The organism is Pseudochrobactrum albidum, from assembly GCF_051851455.1.
In the GTDB taxonomy this organism is placed as follows: Bacteria; Pseudomonadota; Alphaproteobacteria; order Rhizobiales; family Rhizobiaceae; genus Pseudochrobactrum.
On the sequence record NZ_JBPVTR010000024.1, the window covers coordinates 84,546 to 105,600 of the forward strand.

15 protein-coding genes are annotated in these 21,055 nt (G+C 51.1%); 5 read left to right on the forward strand and 10 right to left on the reverse strand.

Features of this window, described 5'->3' with window-relative positions; translation table 11 throughout:
- The first annotated feature begins 126 nt into the window (after positions 1–126).
- The 4 genes from ACSTTO_RS11530 (at position 127) to rpoN (ending at position 7,944) form a co-directional block, all read left to right on the forward strand.
- Complete coding sequence (locus tag ACSTTO_RS11530; protein ID WP_439273357.1) at positions 127–1,683, forward strand: multicopper oxidase family protein; 1,557 nt, start codon at positions 127–129, stop codon at positions 1,681–1,683.
- A 228-nt stretch (positions 1,684–1,911) separates the two neighbouring features.
- Entirely contained in the window at positions 1,912–3,171 is a 1,260-nt protein-coding gene (locus tag ACSTTO_RS11535; RefSeq protein WP_439273358.1) for an efflux RND transporter periplasmic adaptor subunit, read from the forward strand.
- Entirely contained in the window at positions 3,168–6,347 is a 3,180-nt protein-coding gene (locus ACSTTO_RS11540; protein ID WP_439273359.1) for an efflux RND transporter permease subunit, read from the forward strand. The genes ACSTTO_RS11535 and ACSTTO_RS11540 overlap by 4 nt, the downstream gene beginning before the upstream one ends.
- Positions 6,348–6,618: 271 nt before the next feature.
- The gene (gene rpoN, locus ACSTTO_RS11545) at positions 6,619–7,944 is read left to right on the forward strand and encodes an RNA polymerase factor sigma-54 (RefSeq protein WP_439273360.1); all 1,326 of its coding nucleotides are present in this window, start codon (positions 6,619–6,621) and stop codon (positions 7,942–7,944) included.
- Positions 7,945–7,972: 28 nt separating this feature from the next.
- On the opposite strand, the gene ACSTTO_RS11550 is transcribed toward rpoN, so the two are convergent.
- From ACSTTO_RS11550 to ACSTTO_RS11575, 6 genes are all read right to left on the reverse strand, one after another.
- Positions 7,973–9,004, reverse strand: coding sequence for an endonuclease/exonuclease/phosphatase family protein (locus ACSTTO_RS11550; RefSeq protein ID WP_439273361.1), 1,032 nt, complete (start codon positions 9,002–9,004; stop codon positions 7,973–7,975).
- 15 nt (positions 9,005–9,019) lie between these two features.
- Entirely contained in the window at positions 9,020–10,135 is a 1,116-nt protein-coding gene (locus tag ACSTTO_RS11555; protein ID WP_439273362.1) for a sn-glycerol-3-phosphate import ATP-binding protein UgpC, read from the reverse strand.
- Positions 10,136–10,155: 20 nt separating this feature from the next.
- The gene (ugpE, locus tag ACSTTO_RS11560; RefSeq protein ID WP_439273363.1) at positions 10,156–10,998 is read right to left on the reverse strand and encodes a sn-glycerol-3-phosphate ABC transporter permease UgpE; all 843 of its coding nucleotides are present in this window, start codon (positions 10,996–10,998) and stop codon (positions 10,156–10,158) included.
- 13 nt (positions 10,999–11,011) lie between these two features.
- On the reverse strand, positions 11,012–11,941 hold the full coding sequence (locus ACSTTO_RS11565; RefSeq protein WP_439273807.1) for an ABC transporter permease subunit: 930 nt from the start codon (positions 11,939–11,941) through the stop codon (positions 11,012–11,014).
- A gap of 135 nt (positions 11,942–12,076) precedes the next feature.
- Complete coding sequence (locus ACSTTO_RS11570) at positions 12,077–13,375, reverse strand: extracellular solute-binding protein (protein WP_439273364.1); 1,299 nt, start codon at positions 13,373–13,375, stop codon at positions 12,077–12,079.
- 201 nt (positions 13,376–13,576) lie between these two features.
- Positions 13,577–13,822, reverse strand: a complete 246-nt coding sequence (locus tag ACSTTO_RS11575) for a hypothetical protein (RefSeq protein ID WP_439273365.1) — start codon at positions 13,820–13,822, stop codon at positions 13,577–13,579.
- Between the two features lie 307 nt (positions 13,823–14,129).
- Here ACSTTO_RS11575 and ACSTTO_RS11580 point away from each other — a divergent pair, with 307 nt between their 5' ends.
- Entirely contained in the window at positions 14,130–15,317 is a 1,188-nt protein-coding gene (locus ACSTTO_RS11580) for a pyridoxal phosphate-dependent aminotransferase (RefSeq protein WP_439273366.1), read from the forward strand.
- 81 nt (positions 15,318–15,398) lie between these two features.
- Here the strand turns inward: ACSTTO_RS11580 and ACSTTO_RS11585 are convergent, their stop codons facing one another.
- From ACSTTO_RS11585 to ACSTTO_RS11600, 4 genes are all read right to left on the reverse strand, one after another.
- Entirely contained in the window at positions 15,399–17,093 is a 1,695-nt protein-coding gene (locus ACSTTO_RS11585) for an ABC transporter permease subunit (protein ID WP_439273367.1), read from the reverse strand.
- Entirely contained in the window at positions 17,090–18,160 is a 1,071-nt protein-coding gene (locus ACSTTO_RS11590; protein WP_439273368.1) for an ABC transporter ATP-binding protein, read from the reverse strand. The genes ACSTTO_RS11585 and ACSTTO_RS11590 overlap by 4 nt, the downstream gene beginning before the upstream one ends.
- 388 nt (positions 18,161–18,548) lie before the next feature.
- On the reverse strand, positions 18,549–19,556 hold the full coding sequence (locus tag ACSTTO_RS11595) for an ABC transporter substrate-binding protein (protein ID WP_439273369.1): 1,008 nt from the start codon (positions 19,554–19,556) through the stop codon (positions 18,549–18,551).
- A 484-nt stretch (positions 19,557–20,040) separates the two neighbouring features.
- Complete coding sequence (locus ACSTTO_RS11600) at positions 20,041–20,985, reverse strand: GGDEF domain-containing protein (RefSeq protein WP_439273370.1); 945 nt, start codon at positions 20,983–20,985, stop codon at positions 20,041–20,043.
- Positions 20,986–21,055: the final 70 nt, after the last annotated feature.

Genomic DNA, 21,055 nt, shown 5'->3' on the forward strand with positions numbered 1-21,055 from the left:
CAAAGCGCATCCTGACCGGCAGCGGAGGCGTGACTGACCGGCAAACCACAGTCTTTGACAATCGGGGGCAGCCCTTGCCCCCCCCTTAGTGTCATTTACTGCCAAATAACAAAAGGAAAAAAGTTGATGCACAGGCGTAGTTTTCTGACGAGCCTCGCAGGGCTTGTCATTGCCGGATCTGCAATAGCCCAAAAGCACACTATGAGTGGTATGGGGGCTATGGGTGGCATGCATGGTCATGCCAATCACACCATGCCCGCAACAAGTGCCGGTCCGGTATTGCCAGAGGGGCAGCCGCTCAAGGAGCTGCCTCGCCTTTCCAATCAATCGGGTTTGCCGGGGCTGTTTAAGGCAGAACTTGCAGCAAAACCTAGTATTATGCAATTTGCCGAGGGGCTTGATACGCCTGTGCTGCTTTATAATGGCACCAATCCCGTGATTGAAGCCTATGAGGGGGACAAAATTGAAATCAAATTCACGAATGAGATCCCCAATGAACCCACGACCATTCATTGGCATGGCATGCCGGTACCCGCCGATCAGGATGGCAATCCGATGGATCCGGTGGCATCAGGCGCTGAGCGCATCTATGCTTTTGACCTGCCTAAAGGCAGTGCCGCACCTTACTGGTTTCATCCTCATCCCCATGGCCTGACCGCCGAGCAGGTTTATCGCGGGCTTGCCGGTATCTTTCTGGTCAAACCAAAAGATGATCCCGTTCCTTCGGAATATGGCGATACGATCCTTATGTTTACTGATCTTCGCATTGCTGCCAACGGAACAATGCCGGAAAGCACCATGGCTGATATGATGAACGGCCGTATCGGCGATCATGTACTTGTTAACGGGCAAAAAAACCCGATAATGGCTGCTAACCTTGGCGAGAAACGCCGGTTACGCCTCTTTAACGCAACCAATGCGCGTTTTCTGCGCCTCAAATTCGAAAATGCCAGCATGACCGTTATCGGCACGGATGGCGGCCTGATCGAAGAGCCGGTCGCTATCGATGAATTGCTGCTCACACCGGCTGAACGCGTTGAGCTGATTGTTGCTTTTGACAAGCCGGGAGAAGCCAGGCTAACAACGCTTGAATATGATCGCGGCTGGATGGGGCCTGGCAAGCCGGACGAGGCCGGCATGACCCTGCTGACAGCACATATATCGGATAAGCCAGCGGCTGCAATGCCGCCCTTGCCGGCAAAGCTGCGCACCATAGAGGCTCTTGAAAATCCGGTTGTTACACGCCGTTTTGTGCTTTCGGAAGCCATGGGCGGCATGAACCATGGCAATATGCCGATGCACGCTATGGATCATTCCGGCATGGCGCCGTCTTCCCGTAATATGGGGATGGAGTTCCTGATCAATGGCGCGGCTTTTGATATGAACCGCATTGATGAGGTCTCGAAAGCCGGTCAGGTTGAGCTTTGGGAAATTGTTAACGAAGCGGATATGGATCATCCTTTTCATGTACACGGGACACAGTTCCAGATTGTTGAGTATGAAAAGGACGGTAAGGTTTCCAGCCCGGCCTACCGCGCATGGAAAGATACCGTAAACATTACTGCCGGAGAGACAGTTCGCATCCTGCTGCGTCAGGATTTGCCGGGGCAGCGTATGTATCATTGCCATATACTTGAACACGAACAGCTCGGCATGATGGGTATAATTGACGTTCGGGCTTAAGGTTTACATCTGCATATGAACCAAAGGCACGCCGCGGAAAGAATTGCGGCGTGCTTATTTGTTTTGCTTTCTGCATCCTGCCAGAATGCATGCCGAGCAAGATCAGAAAATTTCTTTAAAAAATTATTCTGCATATCTTGACCTTACCATGGTTGGAAACCGCACCTTCATAAAAAAATTACCGTCATCTCAGCCTGTGAGATGACGCGCTTATGAAGGAGAACGATCATGAGTCGTAAAGCCGCCACCCTGCTATTTGCAGGGACAATCCTTGCGGCAGGCACTTTTGGTGCTGTCTATCGTGACGGGATCAGGCAATATGCTGCAAATCTGGTGACGTTTGTTTCGTCATCCGTCATATTACAAGCTGCTGCACAGCCGGCTCAAATGCCTGCCCCGCAAGTTTCGGTTGCACAGGTCATCACGCGTAAAATTGCACCATTTGCGGAGTTTTCCGGCCATATTGAAGCCGTCAGAGCCGTTGAGTTGCGTCCGCGTGTCGGCGGTGCAATCGATGCGGTCAGCGTGCCGGAAGGCGGTCTCGTACAAGCCGGCGAATTGCTGTTCCAGATTGATCCGAGGCCGTTTCAGGTTGCCCTCAATGCTGCAAGCGCCGAGTTGCAGCAAGCAAAGGTTCTGCTCGATCAGGCCGAGATTGATTTCAGGCGTGCTGAGATGCTCACTCCGAACGGGACAGTCTCACGCAAGACATTTGATGATGCGCGGGCCGCACGCCGTCAGCGTCAGGCTCAGGTTGAAATCGCCAAAGCTGCAGTTGCAAGGGCAGAACTTGATCTGTCTTTCACGCACGTCACAGCACCGATTGCCGGACGGGTTGACCGTATTCTTGTCACGCAAGGCAATCTCGTCACCGGCGGCAATACAGGGGCTGCAACCTTACTTACCACAATTGTCTCCACCGATCCGCTTTATGTTTATTTTGATATAGACGAAGCCGCCTATCTTGATTTTGCTGCCCGTGCACGCGCAGGCAATTCAGGGCAGAATGGCGGCAATTTTCCGGTGCATATCGGCCTGATGACCGATACAGGCTTTCCCCATCCCGGTGAGCTTGACTTTCTTAGTAACAGTATCGACCGTAATACAGGAACAATCCGCGCCAGAGCGGTTATCAAAAATCCGGATGGCCGGCTGGCACCCGGCCTCTTCACGCGGGTAAAACTTACAACCGCCGAGCCTGCTCAAACCGTACTTATTGACGAACAGGCAATCGGCACCGATCAGGGACGCCGCTATGTCCTCACTCTTGGCGCTGAGAACAAGGCCGAATACCGGCTCGTTGAACTGGGGCCGATGATCGATGGTTTGCGTGTTGTTACCAGCGGCCTCAAGCCCGGTGAGAAAATCATCATCAAGGGGCTGGTTCGCCCCGGTATGCAAGTTGATCCGCAGATGGTTTCAATGCTGACGGGCAAATCCGCAGATGAAGATCATATCACTGCCGCAGCACAGGAGGCGCATCGATGAACATTCCGCGTTTTTTCATCGACCGCCCCATTTTTGCGGTCGTTCTGTCTGTTTTGATGCTGATCGGCGGCGGTCTGACACTCCTGAAACTGCCTTTGAGCGAATATCCGCAAGTGACCCCGCCGACAGTGCAAGTCACCGCAAGCTATCCGGGCGCCAGCCCCGAAGTGATCGCCGAAACGGTTGCCGCCCCGCTGGAGCAGGTGATCAATGGGGTTGAGAACATGCTCTATATGAGCTCGCAGGCGGCGACTGACGGGCGCATGACGCTGACAGTGACCTTTCAGCAGGGCACTGATCCTGACATGGCACAAATTCAAGTGCAAAACCGCGTCTCTCGTGCGCTTCCGCGCTTACCACAGGAGGTTCAGCGTATCGGCGTGGTAACACAGAAAACCTCGCCCGATGTCCTGATGGTTGTTCATCTCTTATCGCCCGATGATCGCTATGATCCTCTTTACTTGTCAAACTTCGCCACATTGCAGGTGCGCGACCAGCTAGCACGGCTCTCAGGTGTGGGGGATGTACTCGTCTGGGGCGCCGGTGAATATTCCATGCGGGTGTGGCTTGATCCGGCCAGAGTGGCGGCGCGCGGCCTGACCGCGTCAGACGTGGTGGCGGCAATACAGGAGCAAAATGCGCAGGTGGCTGCCGGCGCGACAGGCCAGCAGCCGGATGCCACGGCAGCATTCCAGATTACGGTCAACACGCTCGGCAGGCTTTCAAGCGAGGAGCAATTCGGCGATATTGTCGTCAAGACCGGCAAGGATGGCCAGATTACCCGTTTACGCGATATTGCCCGTATCGAGCTTGGAGCAGATGCCTACGCGCTGCGCAGTCTTCTTGACGGCAAGCCGGCGCTGGCATTGCAGATCATCCAGAGCCCGGGAGCCAACGCATTGGAGGTGGCAAATGCCGTGCACAGCACTATGGAAGAATTGCAGAAAGGCTTTCCCGAAGGGATAGAATATCGCATTGCCTATGACCCCACCGTCTTTGTCAAGGCGTCTCTCAAGGCAGTGGTGATGACGCTGCTTGAGGCCATTGTTCTGGTTGTGATTGTTGTGGTGCTTTTCCTTCAGACATGGCGTGCCTCAATCATTCCGCTTGTCGCAGTGCCCGTATCATTGGTCGGCACATTCGCACTTATGTATATGTTCGGCTTCTCGCTGAACACATTGTCACTCTTCGGCCTCGTACTTTCCATCGGAATCGTGGTTGATGATGCCATTGTTGTCGTTGAAAATGTCGAGCGTCACATCGCACTTGGAGAAATGCCGAAAGAAGCGGCCCGCAAGGCCATGGACGAAGTGACAGGGCCGATCATTGCCATCACATCTGTTCTTTCGGCCGTGTTCATTCCGTCTGCATTCCTGTCCGGCCTGCAAGGCGAATTCTACCGCCAGTTTGCGCTCACCATAGCAATTTCTACAATCCTGTCTGCCGTTAACTCCCTTACGCTCTCCCCCGCGCTTGCAGCAGTGCTCCTGAAGCCACATCACGGCAAAGTGAAACGTGATCTCCTGACACGGGTGATTGATCGTCTGTTCGGCTGGTTCTTCAAATTGTTCAACCGCTTCTTCGACGCTGCCTCTGATGCCTATGTATGGTCGGTGCGCCGTGCGTTGAGAATAAGCTCACTTGTGCTACTTGTCTATGCCGGCCTGCTGGCTCTGACAGGGATTGGCTTTCAGACAGTGCCCGGCGGTTTTGTCCCCGCTCAGGACAAATATTATCTCGTCGGGATAGCCCAATTGCCAACCGGCGCTTCACTCGACCGGACCGAGGCGGTTGTCAAAGAAATGTCGCAGATCGCCCTTGCCGAACCGGGCGTGGAAAGTGTGGTGGCATTTCCGGGGCTGTCCGTCAATGGTATGGTCAATATTCCTAATGCTGCCGTGATGTTCACCATGCTCAAGCCTTTTGATGAGCGCAAGGATCCCTCAATGTCTGCCTTCGCCATCGCAGGTCGTCTGATGAGCAGGTTCAGCCAGATACCCGATGGCTTCGCCGGTATTTTTCCGCCGCCGCCGGTGCCCGGTCTTGGCTCAACCGGCGGTTTCAAACTCCAGATCGAGGACCGGGCGGGGCTTGGTTTTGAAGAACTTGCCAAAGCACAGGGTGCAATTATGGCAAAGGCGATGCAAGCGCCTGAACTGGCCGGCATGCTGGCCAGTTTTCAGGTGAATGCGCCACAGGTTCAGGTGGATATCGACCGTGTGAAGGCCAAATCGCAAGGTGTTGCGCTCAACACCATATTCGAAACGCTACAGGTTAATCTTGGTTCGCTATATGCCAATGACTTCAATCGTTTTGGCCGGACATACCGTGTTATCGTTCAGGCGGATGCTCCTTTCCGCATGCAGGCAGAAGATATTGGCCGGCTGAAAGTGCGCAATGCAGAAGGCGCGATGATTCCGCTGTCAGCCCTGCTAACGATAAAGCGCAGTTCGGGGCCGGATCGGGTGATGCATTATAACAGCTTCCCGTCAGCCGATATCAGCGGCGGGCCTGCAGCCGGCTACTCGTTCGGACAGGCAACTGCCGCGATAGAACAGATTATCACCGAGACCTTGCCGTCCGGTATGGCTTTTGAATGGACCGAGCTTGCCTATCAGGAAAAACAGGCCGGAAATACAGCAATGTACATCTTCCCGCTGTCTGTTTTGCTCGCATTTCTCATTCTCGCCGCGCAATATAACAGCTGGTCATTGCCGTTCGCCGTGTTGCTGATTGCACCAATGGCGCTGTTATCGGCTATAGCGGGCGTCTGGCTTACCGGCGGCGACAACAACATCTTCACCCAGATCGGCTTTGTGGTGCTGGTTGGTCTGGCCGCCAAAAACGCCATTTTGATCGTGGAGTTTGCACGAGCGAAGGAAGATGAGGGCGTTGACCCGTTAAACGCCGTGCTTGAAGCGGCGCGGCTCCGCCTGCGGCCGATCCTGATGACATCACTCGCTTTTATCGCAGGGGTTGTCCCGCTTGTCATCGCAACGGGTGCCGGCGCTGAAATGCGCCATGTCATGGGCATTGCCGTTTTTGCAGGCATGCTTGGTGTCACACTCTTCGGCCTGCTCCTGACACCGGTGTTCTATGTTATCGTGCGGAAATTTGCGACCCGCCGTGAAAGGTGTATCAGCACTGAAGAAGCCGTCCTGAAACAGAGGCCATAAATAATTCACAATGATCGCATCCGCTCCGCTCGCAAAAAGCGATGATCGGATGCGATCGCTCCCCAATCAAAAACACTTATGACAAGCTGAAGAAATGACCGCAGGCAGGCGGTGCTAAACGGGCTTCTTTATGATTGCAAAAGCGGGAGCCGCTCGCATATATTTTTGCCCTGTGACAAGCCTCAAATACAAAAATATAATTTCCCATATCAGATCTATAGTAAATTCATGATATGTGAACACTATTGAAAACCATGCTATAATTGGAGCAATGGCACTATCTTCCAAACCGGTTTTACGGCAAACCCAATCGCTGACAATGACACCGCAAATGCAGCAATCACTCAAATTGCTGCAAATGAGCCGTGCGGAGCTGGAGGATTTTGTGCACAGCGAAGCGGAAGCCAATCCGCTGCTGCAAAAAACAGCCGGATCTTCAGCCTCATCCGTATCCGGCGCGGGCTTCTCTGCCGATTATCTCGGTACTGTGCAGCACAGCCTGCAAGATCATGTGGCAGAGCAGATCAATCTTGATTTTCGTGACCCTGCAGAGCGCAGGATTGCCGAAGCCTTAGCTGAAACGCTGGATAATACCGGTTATCTTCATGCGGATTTTGCTCAGATTGCCAAACGCCTTGCTGTCTCAGCAGAGCAGATTATGAAAGTACTGCGCCAATGCCAGACTTTTGAGCCGGCGGGAATTTTCGCCCGTAATCTGGCGGAATGTCTGCGCCTGCAACTCATTGCCGATGACCGGTTGAGTGCTGAAATGAGCCTTGTTATCAAACATCTTGATCTGGTGGCAAAGCGCGATTTCAATAGCCTTAAAAAGCTCTGTAATCTGGATAACGAAGACCTGTCCGGTTTACTTGGTGAATTGCGCGGGCTGAACCCCAAACCCGGCCTGATCTTTGACAGCGCACCGGCTATTACCATCATACCGGATATTCTGGTCAGCAAAACCACAGACGGGCAATGGCAGGCCACGCTTAACCCGCAGGCTTTGCCGCGCATAATAATGAATGAGGATTACAGCCGCAAACTTGGTGAGGCAGCGCGCAGCAAAGAGGAAAAAGATTTTCTGCGTCAATGCCGCAGCAAAGCAAGCTGGCTGATCCGCAGCCTTGAACAGCGCGCCAATACGATTTTAAGCGTTGGCACTGAAATTATCACACGACAGCAGGACTTTTTGGATCAGGGGGCTGAGGCATTAAAACCATTGACTATGCAAATGGTGGCCGATGCCATTGAAATGCATGAATCCACAATTAGCCGCGTGGCAGGGCAGAAATATATGCTTACCCCGCAAGGGCTTTATGAATTTCGCTATTTTTTCAATGCTGCTATCAAGGGCAAAGGAGCACATGGCGATTTTGCCTCCGAGGCTGTGCGCAGCAAAATCCGCGCCCTGATAGCCCAGGAAAATGCTGAAACCGTGCTGTCGGATGAGGCTATTGTGCAGGTGCTTTCCGGCAAAGGCATTGCAATTGCCCGCCGGACAGTTGCCAAATATCGCGAGGAACTGGGCATTGCCTCTTCCGCCCAAAGGCGGCGGGAAATGAAATTACACAAAGCCGGAGCGCATAAAGGCGCGTGAGTTACCGCCGCGCCCCTGCTGTTTCTGCTTATGCCAAACCATCCACACGGCAGACAATCATATCGTGATCTGAGAGCGGGCGTTCATTCTCATCCAGTGAAGAGATAATCCTGCTTTCTGTAATATTGAGCCCGCGGCTCAAGAACCAGTCCAGTTTCATTGCGCGGTCCGGCCAGCGGGTGATCAGGCTCGGGCGGGTGGTCATCTGTTCCGGTGCGCCGCCGTGACGGGTAAAGCCGCGTTCAGCGGCCACACGAAACAGACCTTCCGCCTCAAAATCCCCCCCTGCATGATTGCCGGTATTGAGATCACCGCCAATCAGCACCGGCATAGTGCCGAATTCCGCTTCCAATGCATCAATAAGCTGTGCCACCTGTTTTTCACGATAAGCTGCCGGAGCGGCGCTTTCCAGATGCACAGAAACCGCCAGAAACGGCCCGTCAACTGTTTCAATCACCGCGCCGACGGCATTGCGCTCTCCAAGACGGGGTTGATCGCCGCCATTGAAAAACCACAGCCTCTCACCGGCAAGACGCTGAATAAAAATACGCTGCATCGGCACCGAGGACATCAGCGCATTGCCGTGAAATCCTTTTTCATTGAAATCATCCTTACAAAAAGAATGTTCGATCTCTGAGCCAAGGCCGAGTTCGATAAACTCCACACCATAGGCATATTCCATGGCCATAAGGTGCGCAAGTTCCGCAACAGTATTGCGCTGTGCGGTACGTGCCATGCCATTATCCATCTCGCTCAAAAGTGCCACTGCCGGTTTTTCGGCCAGCATTTTGGCAGCACTTTCTTTAGCAAACAGGCAGCGCTCCATGTTCCATGCCGTCACGTTGAAGGGAAAAGCAAGCGGCGCAGCGGCGCAATTCTTCCCATCGGCCTGCCCGCCGGTTTCAACATGGGTCATACAGGCCATAGAAACCAGTTTTGCATCATGGGCAGATACGGTTTTATCCAGTTGTGTAATAGTCTGGCGCTCCTCCAGAGATGGCACATCCAGTGCATCCACTGTGGCGCGGATCATGGTTTCAACACTTTTTACTTCAGTCATGCTATGTCTCGGGCTTCAGGCAGAAACAGCCTGTGCGGTTTTTATAGAAGTTGCAGCCGTTTGCGATACTTCAATACGTTTACCACTTGGTTTATTAAAAAAATGCAGTTTCTCGCGCGCAACGGTCAGGCGCATCTGCTCATGGATCTGTGCCTGCGGCGGCAGGGCAACCACCAGTTTCTGATTGCCTGCATAACCATGCACAATGCGCTGCGCGCCAAGCTCCTCCACATAATCCGTGCGCAGTTGCAAGACCGGCTCCTGAGTGTGCTCATCTGCTGCAATCTGGTGCAAATCCTCAGCACGAATACCAATGGTAATTTCACCCTGCACCGGTAGCAGATCATGCAATTGCAGCACATCGGCGCCTAACATCAATTGTGTCTGATGCAATGTGGCATCACACAAGTTCATCGCCGGCGAGCCGATAAAACCGGCCACAAAGGTGGATGCAGGCTGATGATAAATCTCCAATGGCGCACCAATCTGCTCAATCTGTCCGCCATTCAGAACCACCAAACGGTCAGCCAGCGTCATCGCTTCCAGCTGATCATGGGTTACATAAATTGAGGTTGTGCCAAGGCGGTGCTGCAAATGGCGGATTTCACCGCGCATGGAAACGCGCAATTTGGCATCAAGATTGGACAAGGGTTCATCGAAGAGAAACACCGCAGGCTTGCGCACAATTGCCCGCCCCATGGCCACACGCTGGCGCTGACCACCGGAAAGCGCACGCGGCTTGCGTTGCAGATAGGGCTGCAACTCCAGCATTCGCGCAGCTTCTGCCACACGTGTTTCAATCTCTTCCTTCGGGGTTTTGCGGTTGCGCAAACCATAGGCCATATTATCATAGACGCTCATATGCGGATAAAGCGCATAATTCTGAAACACCATGGCTATATCACGATCAGCCGGCTCCATATTATTAACCGCACGGCCGCCAATATTGACAGTGCCTTCAGAGATGGTCTCCAGCCCCGCCACCATGCGCAGCAAAGTGGATTTGCCGCAGCCGGAGGGGCCGACCAGCACGATAAATTCGCCGTCTTTGATATCAATATTTACATTATTAACGGCTTTGGTACCGCCTGCATAAATCTTTGAAACATTTTCAATTTTAACCTGTGCCATCAAAGGCTCCTTGAAATTTGTTACTTGTCGCTCTCGGTCAGGCCTTTGATAAACCAACGCTGGAACACCACCACAACCAGAACCGGCGGCACCATAGCCAGCACAGCAAGGGCGAAAGCCTCGTTATAATCAGGAATTTGCGACCCCACCCACACCTGCAGAATCTGTTTGATACCGCGCATCAGCGTGAAAAAACTCTCATCCGTTGTTACCAGCATTGGCCAGAGATACTGGTTCCAGCCATAGACGAACATGATGATGAACATGGCGGCAATCATGGTTCGTGACAGGGGAACCAGCACATCAATAAAAAATTTGACCGGCCCTGCCCCATCAATACGGGCGGCTTCCAGCAGCTCATCAGGAACGGATTTGAAAAACTGCCGGAAATAGAATGTTCCGGTCGCTGAAGCCAGCAAGGGTATGATCAATCCTGAATAGCTGTTGAGCATGCCAAAAGACGATACAACCTGATAAGACGGCACAATGCGCACTTCCAGCGGCAGAAGCAGTGTGGTGAAAATCAGCCAGAAAGCCAGTGTGGCAAAACGAAAGCGGAAATAAACAATCGCATAGGCCGCCAGCATTGAAAGCACGATCTTGCCAATAGCAAAGCCAAGCCCAAGGATCAGCGAATTCATCACCATCCGCGAACCGGTGATCTGCCCGGTAAAACCGCCCTCGCGGGTCAGCACTTTTTCGTAAGTTTCAGTAAAATTATCACCCCAGCTTAAAGACAGGCCATTGGAATGAATATCCGCAGCTGTATGGCTGGAAGTGGTAAAAGCCACCACCACCGGCAAGATCAGAAATAATGCACCGGCAAGCAGAATAAGATGATCGGTCAATCTGGTTTTATGCATTTGGGTCACCCGATCAATTATAATGAATACGCCGCTCAACAAAGCGGAACTGCACAATAGTCAGAACAAAGACCACCAGCATCAAAATGACAGATTGTGCCGAAGAACTGCCAATATCATTGCCGCGGAAGCCATCCATAAACACTTTATAGACCAGCGTAACCGGATTATTGGCCGCCTTATCCTTCACCATCACATCGATCACGCCGAAAGTATCAAACAGCGAATAAGTGATATTGATGATCAGCAGAAAAAATACGGTTGGCGCCAGTAAAGGCAGGATAACAGTGTAAAAACGACGCGCACCGGAACGGCAATCCATCACCGCGGCTTCACGCACAGAAGCCGGAACAGCCTGTAAGCCAGACAATATAAAAATAAAATTATAAGGGATCTGCTTCCACACCGAAACGATAATCATCGCAAAGGCGGTATCAAAATAATTCAGCCCGATTTTCATATCCCAGCCAAACCATGAGGCCATTTTTACGAAAGGGCCGATATGCTGATCAAACATCATCATCCCGATAAGTCCGGCAACGGGCGGCGCAATGGCATAGACTGAGATCAGCACGGTTTTATAAGCGGCATTGCCGCGGATAACCGCATCAGCCTTGACAGCCAGCACCATGCCGGCACCAAGCGACAAGACTGTTACTAAAATGGTAAAGATTGCGGTAAAACCGGCAATGCTGTGATATTCCGGGCTAATCAGAACATCAGCGTAATTTTCCAGCCCGACAAAGGTTGAACCAAAGCCAAACGGATCCTCGATAAAAAAGGATGATTGAATGGCCTGTACCGACGGCCAGTAAAAAAAGATCAGCACCACTGCCAATTGCGGTGCCAGCAGCAGATAGGGCAGCCATTGCGCATTAAACTGCACACGCTTTGCCGGTTCTGCCTGCCCTGCCCTGCCTGAGAGCCGCAAAAGTGAGCGCAGCCCTGCCAGTTTTGATGATTGTGAAGTCTGGATATATGCCACGCGGCAAATCCCCATATTTTAAAAGAAGCGGATTGAAAACGGGGTTCGGCATATTCCGTGCCAACCCCGTTCATCATATTGATGAGATGTTTTTTAGTTTGCGGTTTTCGCAAAACGGGTCAGCAGGTCATTGCCTTCTTTTTCAATGGTCTCGAAAGCCTGTTTCACTGAAGTTTCACCGGCAAAAATACGGTTATATTCACGCTCCATGATGCTGCGTATCTGCGGATAAAAACCAAGACGATAGCCTTTTGACCACTCACCTGATGGCAGCATCAGCTGCTTGATGCCAACTTCGGCAACCGGTGTTTTTTCGTAATAGCCTTCAGCTTTGGCCAACTCATAAGCGGCCTTGGTAATCGCAACATAGCCCGTTGCCTGATGGTAATATTTCTGCACTTCCGGCGAGGTCAGGAACTGGAAGAAATCAGCCACGCATTTGTTTTCCGCATCCGGCTTGCCGGCCATGGCAAACAGGGCTGCACCGCCGATAAAGGTATTGGTGCCTGCACCGTCAATTGCCTGCCAATAGGGCAGAAAATCAGCCGAGAACTCCATTTTGGCAGCTTTTTGCAAGCCGCCAAAAGAACCCGAAGACCCGATCCAGAAAGCAACCTTGCCTTCATCAAACGGTTTCTGGTTATCAGCCCAGCCAGCTCCATAATAGCCGAAATAGCCTTTATCCGCCCAATCTTTCAGCTTCTCAAACATCATGATGAGGTTTGGATCCGTCACCTTCAGCCTGGTGTCCTGCACACTGTCATAGCCGTTATTATTGGTGGCGAACTGGATATTGTGGCGGGAGAAAAAGTTCTCCGTAAATTGCCATGTCAGCTGTGAGGCGGTAAGCGGAATATAGCCGGCTTCTTTAAGCTTTGGCGCAATGGCTTCAAACTCTTCCCAGGTTTTCGGTACCTCAACACCGGCCTTTTTCAGCGCCTCTGTATTGATATACATGATCGGCGCGGAAGAGTTGAACGGCATGCCGACAAATTTGCCATCCGGCGCAGCATAAAAATAACGCACGCCTTCAATAAAGGCATTGCGGTCAAATTTATAACCGGCATTATTGATCAGATCTTCCGCAGGCACAGTTGCCCCTTTGGCATTGATGATGGTGGCTGCGCCGGCATCAAAAACCTGCAAAATATTTGGCTGCTCGCCGGAGCGGAATGCTGCAATACCCGAAGCCAGAGCCTCTTCATAAGAGCCTTTTGAAACCGGTGTGAGGGAGCAGGCCTGCTGCGATTCATTGAAGCGCTTGGAAACCTCATTGATCACATCGGCATTAGCACCGCCCATACCATGCCACCAGCTGATATTGGTGGCAGCCACGGAAGCGGTGGCAGAAACTGAAAGCATCAAGGCAGCGATTGAAATTTTTCTGAACATTGCAGAACCCACTTGGTTGAAACTGTGGTTCTGCAATAGAAGCTCATTATGACAGCGGCTTAACAGTTATGATTCAAGTTTATGAAACACACCGAAACTGTTAAAATCTGCTTTGCTTTTGCCAATATGGGGGGCGGATGTTCCTGATAGCCGCCGGACATATCCGCACAGATATATGCCCCGATTAACGGCTGATGCCAATCAATATATAATCAGCTCAAAAAAACTGGACAGTGCAATAAAAAGGAATCCCAGTACTGCCAGAACCAGACCTGTGCGCACATGTCGGGAGCCTGTCAAAATATAAGGCCTGCCCGATGCGGCTTGTGCATCATTCTTCTGCAAATCAATGGAGAAGAGCACAATCACCAAACCTGTCAATGCTGTAAAAGCGCCAAGCGCCATCAGCACCTCGCAGATAAAAAGTGTCAGATTGGCATTTGTCATTGCAACCTCATCGGTATATTGGCAGCCAAAGCGGCTATTTATTATCATCTGTCCTATTGGCACAGGCCGTGTTTTACCGCCTTATCACTATGGCTGGCTGCTTCCAAGCAGATTAATTCATCCCCTGCCCTGCCGCCACAATCTGCATAAAAATTCGCCACTAAAGGCAAGGCGTCATCCTCACCATAATTTGTTTGTTTTTCTGACATCATACCAAAACAGCACTGTGTTTGTTTGCAGCCATAGGCTACAAAGCCAGCAACTTTATCAATAACAAAGCATAAATAAAAACGGAGGAACGCTCAAAATGCATTATGCGCAGATTACCGGGCGTCTTGGCTATAAAGGATCGCACAAATGGGCTGTGCATATCCGCGCCCGCGAGATGAAGGCAAATGGCGAGGAAATTATTGAACTGACCATTGGTGAGCCGGATATTCCCACTCCGGCGGATATGATTGACGAAGCAACGCGCGCCATGCGGGCAGGCCGCACCCGCTATACAAGCGGGCGTGGTGAGGCCTCAGTTCTCAAAGCCCTGTCGGACAAATATTCAAAACGAACCGGCCGCACTATAAGCGAGCAACAAATTCTCTGCTTTCCCGGCACGCAAAGCGCACTTGCCATTGCCATGCTTGGTCTGGCGGAAAAGGGTGATGAGGTTATCACCACCAATCCCTGCTATGCCACTTATGAAGGTGTGATCAAAGCCACCGGCGCCACCCCTGTCTATGTGCCGATTTATGAAAAAAACGGGTTTCGATTACAGGCGGAAGATCTGGAAAAGGTTATCACGCCCCGCTCCCGTGTGCTTTTGCTTAACAGCCCGCATAATCCGACCGGCGCCATGCTAAGCCGGCAGGATATTGCCGCAATCGGAGAAATATGCCGCAAACATAATCTCTGGATTATCTCCGATGAAGTTTATGAATTGCTGGTTTTTGATGGCGAATTTGCCTCGCCGCTTGATCTGCCGGAACTGGCAGAGCGCACTGTGGTTGTTGCTTCCATTTCCAAATCACATTCTGCGCCGGGTTTTCGCAGCGGCTGGTGCGTGGGGCCGGAGGAATTTACTGAACGCCTGTTGCCATTATCTGAATCCATCCTGTTTGGCGTACAGCCCTTTATCGCGGATATGACTGCCTATGCATTATCGCGCCCTGCAACTGCTGCTGCGCAAATGCTGGAAAATTTCCACCGCCGTGCGCAGATGATTGCCCAGCAACTAGATGGCAAGGCCGGCATTGCCTGCAAAATACCGCAAGCCGGCATGTTTATTCTTGCAGATATCCGCGCCACCGGCCTGAGCGGCGCAGAATTTGCCATGCGCCTTCTGGAAGAAGAAAAAATTGCCACAATGCCCGGCGATTCCTTTGGCAGCAACCTCACCGGTTTTCTGCGGCTTAGCCTCAGCATTGCCGATGCACAAATTGCCCAAGCCTGTGCGGGCATTGTGCGGCTTGCGCAGCGCATCAATCTTGAAAAAGCGGCCTGAGCCGCTCTTTCACCGGATAACAAGCCCGCCTTCATCAACAAGGCGGGCTTTATTTATCCGAGCCTTCTTAAGTGCGCTATTCTAGCGGATCAGCGTTATATTTTTTGCACCGAACGCCCAGAGAATGCCCCGCACAATCAAAAGTGCCAGCACCACAATAAGCATGATACAAACCGAGAATGCTGCGGCCTGATTAACCGCGCCGCGATCAGATAATTGCAGTACGGAAATTGAAGCCACCTGTGTTGCCGGTGTGGTGAGAAAAATCACTGCCGACAAAGATACCATGGTGCGCATGAAAAACAGCACCCCGACACCCAGCAATGTCGGCCACAGCAATGGCAGGGTTATTTTGCGCAATGTGGTGACAACACTGCCGCCAAGCATGGTTGATGCCTCATCAAAGGAGCCGCTGATCTGTTTCAGGCTGGTTGAGGAAATCAGAAATGCATGGGCGTGGTTATAATAGACGCTGAGAATGATAATCAGTGTAAAACTGCCATAGAGAAAATGCAGCGGATTGGACGGATTGTTAAAGGCCAGCACATAGCCAAGCCCCAGCACCATCCCCGGCACGGCCGACGGCAAAATAGCCAGAAAAGCCAGCGGGCCTGTCAGCGGATTTTTAAACTTCTGCACTGCAATGGCAGTCAATCCGGCAATAGCTACTCCGATTACCGCTGTCGCCAGACTGATTTTGACACTGTTCCACAAAGGTGCCGTGCCATTTTGCACATCAAACTGATAATGTTGCAGGGTGAATGTCATATTATATGGCCAGAGGCGGACAAAACTTGCCAATACCACAATCACAATAACACTCATAATCAGCGCCAGGACAAGATAGGTATAAAGCCCCAGAAACAGATCACGCCGCGGCGAGGCTTTGGCCACCATTGGCCGCGCCTGCGATGTGAGCAACGCCTGCTGCTGACGCGTCAGCCTTTTTTCCAGCAATTTAGCAAAAACCGCCGGCAACAGCAGCACAATGCCAATCACTGCGCCAAGGCCAAATTGTGCCTGACCAATCACCTGATTATAGACCTCTGTGGCCAGCACGTTAAAATCACCGCCAATCACCATAGGATTACCAAAATCGGTCATCACCAGATTGAAAACGACAAAACAGGCCGCCGCCAGCCCATAGCGCGTGGCAGGCAAAGTCTGTGTGCGGAAAATGCGCCACGGCCCCGCCCCAAGCACCTCAGCGCTCTCATGCAGGCGGGCATCACTCACCGCAAGTGCTGCTGACAGAATGAGAAATGCATAGGGAAAAGCATAAAGCGCATTGGCGATCACCACCCCCCAGAAACCGTAAATATCAATATCAAGATTGAGTTCCCGATTGAGAATGCCATTGCGCCCCAATAAAAGCACCAGCCCCTGCGCCTGCACCAGCGAGGGCGCAAAAAGCGGCACCAGCGCCGCCATGCGCAGCAAGGGTTTAAACGGTACATTGGCCCGCTGCAGGGCATAGGCATAAATATAGGCCATTACGGTTACAATAACCGTGCAGGTAAGCGCCATGCCCAGGCTGTTTAACACCAATGTCCAGAACCGTGCGGTGGTGAAAGTACGGGTAAAATTGCCAAGCCCAAAGCCATCGGGCGCGCTGAAACCCAGCACCAGAATTGCCCAGAGCGGCATCACCAGAAAGATCAGGATCAGGGCAGTCATACCAATGGTTACCACCCATGAGATCATATTATCGCTGAAAATACCGCGTTTGAGTGCCGCGCCACCCTGCTGTGTCAATGTCAGTTCCGAATTGCTCATGCCAGCACCCGCAAGGCTTCAGCAGGAAGATGAACCGTTACCGCATCACCAGCTTGCGGAATATGCCCGCCGCCATTAAAGGCGCCATGCATTTCCACGCTGATTTTTATATCCGGCCTGTTATCAGGCATAACATCCAGCCTGGATATATGCCCAAGATAAGTGAGATCGCCAATGGTTGCAGCAAAATGATTATCGCCCGCCACCTGTGCTGAGGCTGGTAAAAGGCTGACAGCCTCAGGACGAATGCCAACTTTTTTAACCAGCGACATATCTGCCTTGTTATCCGCATGAAGCCGCAGCTTCTGGCCGGCAAAATGCAGCCCGCCGCCTTGCCCCTCATCCAGCGGCAAAATATTCATACGGCCGATAAAATCAGCCACAAAACTGGTAAGCGGTTGCTGATAAAGCATTTGCGGTGTGCCAACCTGTTCAATATGGCCATCTTTCATCACCACAATCACATCAGCCATGGCCAATGCCTCCTCCTGATCATGTGTAACCATGATGGTGGTAATGCCGACACGTTTCTGCAAAGAGCGGATCTCATTACGCAATCCCTCACGCACCTTGGCATCAAGCGCTGAGAGCGGCTCATCCAGCAATAACAAAGAGGGATTGGGCGCAAGTGCGCGGGCAATGGCAATGCGCTGCTGCTGCCCGCCGGACATTTGTGCCGGTAATTTATCAGCCTGATCAGCCAGATGCACCAGATCAAGCATTTCACGCACACGTGTTGCAATCTGCGTTTTTGTCCAGCGCCGGCATTCCAAACCATAGGCAATATTGCGCGCCGCCGTCATATGCGGAAACAACGAATATGACTGAAACACCACGCCAAAATTGCGTGAACGCGCCGGAGTGCGGGAAAGATCGGCATTGCCAAGCATAATCGAACCGGAATCAATCTCTTCCAGACCGGCAACCGAGCGCAACAAAGTGGTTTTTCCGCAGCCGGACGGACCCAGAAAACACACCAGAGAACCATGCGGAATATTCAGAGATACATTATCAAGCGCCTTAACAGTGCCATAGGTTTTAATGATGTTCTGAATTTTTAAATCCATTGGTTCGGCTTCCTTTGGTATTTTGTTGTCCTGCGGAATAATTATGCGCCGCAGTTTCCCCGTTTTATGATTATTTTTATCTGTCTTGCCTGCAAAGGCACAATCGCGCAGCCACGCTTTGCAAAATTCGCTCTCTGCTCTTGTGAGGAAAGCTCATATATTGACAAGGACGCAATGGTTACCGCGCAGTGCCGGACGGATATAAGCTGCAACCTGTTCACATATGCAGGAAGATATTGCCGAACCGGTTTTCACCGCTGTGCTTGCCGGACAACCTTATGCATTCATGCAGAATATATTGCCTGCCTCACAATATATCGCCAAGCTTAACGGATATTGCCAAGCTTACGGGCATAATGGCCACCGGATAACCGGCGGCCATTATTTTTTAGCGCTCGTATTTTTTCTGCCATGTCTCGATGATCTTGGTGCGCTCATCGGCAGCTGCTTTAAAATCAACCGGATACAGGACTTCCGACACATCTTCCGGCAGGCCTGCATTCTTGAATGTTTCCGGCATTTCACCGCCCGGAATAGTCACAATCGCCTTCCACTTGTAATATTCGTCCGCAGCCGGCTTGCTCGCAGTCCAATCAAGGAAACGTTTTGCAGCCTCTTTATGTTTGGATGTGGAAACCAGCGCATTGGCTTCCAGCTCATTGCCCGCCCCTTCGGAAGGGATGACCATAGTGATAGGATAGCCCTCAGCAATATTCTTGATTGCCCGCAGCTCAAAAGATGCACCTACAGTATATTCCCCCATAGAGGCAACATTGCATGGCTTGGAACCGGATTTGATATATTGCGCAACATTTTTATCAAGACGATCAAGAAACGCCCAGCCCTTCTCCTCACCCATCTGCTGAATAAGGGAATCAATCTGAATATAGCCGGTGCCGGAAGAGGCCGGATTTGGCATAACCACCTCATCTTTAAAGGCAGGATCCGTCAGATCCTCCCATGATTTTGGCATGGCCAGCCCCTTGGCTTTAAGGCGCTCATTATTAACACAAAACGCCGCCATATAACCGGTAACGGCAAACCAGCGATCTTCCTTATCGCGGAATTGTGCAGGAATGGCCTGCGCATCGGCCGGCTTATATGGCTCCAATGTTTTGATAATATCCGGATTGAAAAGTGATGTTACAGCAACACCCCACAAAACATCATGTTGCGGATTAGCCTGTTCAGCGATGACACGGGCGATAAGATCACCATTGGACAGGCGCAACATATTGATATCCACATCCGGCAAGGCCTTTTTTGCCTCTGCCAGAAATGCCGCCGCCTCATCTTCTTCATAAGCGGTATAGACTGTGATGGTTTCTGCCAATGCGCTCCCGGCCAACACTGTAGCCGCCAATGCACCTGCAATCTTCAGATAAGTCTTACGCATAAGCTTACTCCCCTCGCCCGTTAAATATTATTATAGATTTGTGACATGCCCCGTATAATGAGGATATGGCAGAAGATATCAATGCGAAATTATAAAAACTTACGCAATTCCAATGGTAAAACCGGCATAAATGCCCGCATTTGCGCGGTTCTCACGCTATAGAAAAATTTTTAACCAAGGCCGGTTTCAAGAGGAATTAACGCAGAATATTATATAATCCTGCCTTGTCTGACGATAAAACACATGTCTGTTTACGGCAGATAACAGCGCAAAAAAATCACAAATATCAGCTTCAGCTATCGCCAAGGCATACCGGCATTATCGCCAATGAAGCTGCCACTTTCAGAAAAAAACACAATCCGCCTCAAGCGCAAAAACACCCCGCTACGGCTTTTTAAAAAAACATCTTAAGAGCCAAAATATCGGCACTGTACAGGCTGAAGGAAAGCCTGCCGGCATTTTTCAAACCAAAAATTTGCTCTTTTCAGGCTGCATACATCTCCACCCGGTTGCGGCCCTTGTTTTTTGCACTATAGAGGCTGGCATCTGCCTTTCTGGTAATTTCCGCCATAGATGCCGCACCTGCCGCCGCCTGACAAACACCGGCACTGATTGTCAGCCGGATCAGATTGCCATTGTGTTCAAATACATCCTCCTCAATTGCCTCACGGGCACGCTCGGCAAATTCAAACGCCTTTTCCATGGCTGTTTCCGGCATGATTATCACAAATTCCTCGCCGCCGATGCGCGCAACAAAATCTGTTTTGCGAAACATCCGATTAAGAATGGAAGCGCATCGTTTGAGAGCTATATCACCGGCATCATGCCCGAAAAGATCATTAACCCGCTTAAAATGATCAATATCGAGGATGATCAACGCAAAAGAACCGTCTGCAGGGCGAAACTTGCCCAACATCATTTCAAATGCCCTGCGATTATAAAGATCTGTCAGCGGATCCCGCAGCGTCATTTGCCGTAATTCAAACAAACCCCGCTCATAAGACAGAGAAATTACAAAAATACCACTTGCAATAATATGCACTAAAACCACAAGTAAATGAATGTTCAACAGGCTGTTCTGCTGTAAAAAAAAGAGTGCTCCTGTCTCTGCAAGCCAGCTCTGCAAAATCCGAAAGACTGTGAATAAAGCTATAACACTATAAGCAATTCCCAACCCCCAGCGGGAAGGCAGGCTTTCACTACGGTCACGGAATAATTCATAAATAATAAATACAAACTCCACGAGAATAATTATATTTATAGCACTGAAAATAAAATTATAATCCCAGTAAAAATACAGCATATAGGGCAACGGTACCAAAACCGGAAATCCGCAAAGAACGGTAAAAGAAGGCTGACGATAAAAAAATACCCTTATCGCTTGCCAGCGCAATGCAATGCCAAGCACAAGAAAAATATTGGCGATCATAAAATGCGATACCTGCGCGCGATCTGCCAATAAAAAAGTAACAAAACACAATGTCGTAGCAACATTGCCT